At 59.6% G+C, this 230-nt stretch carries 1 protein-coding gene; it reads left to right on the top strand.

Annotated features, from left to right (window positions below; translation table 11 throughout):
- Window positions 1-17: 17 nt before the first annotated feature.
- A partial coding sequence (locus ACPYOG_RS21145) for a sugar ABC transporter substrate-binding protein (RefSeq protein WP_481295996.1) occupies window positions 18-230 on the top strand: 213 nt, incomplete at its 3' end.

Raw genomic sequence — 230 nt, 5'->3', positions numbered from 1 at the left:
ACCAACTCGCCCAGGGTGTGGACGGCATTGTCCTCAGCCCGAATAACTCCGCTGAACTGGTTCCTGGAGTCCAGATGATCCACGACGCCGGAAAGACCGTCACCACCGTGGATTCGGTCATCCCGGGCGACATCGCCGACGCTGCCGTCGCTTTCGACAACGAAAAGGCCGGCAAGCTTGGCGCTGAAGCCTTGGCCAAACTGATGGGTGACAAGGGAACTGTCCTTGAA

This window comes from Leifsonia sp. HAY1-4F (assembly GCF_056755275.1).
The sequence above is the reverse complement of the archived record's forward strand: the minus strand, read 5'-3'. Positions and strand labels throughout refer to the sequence as shown.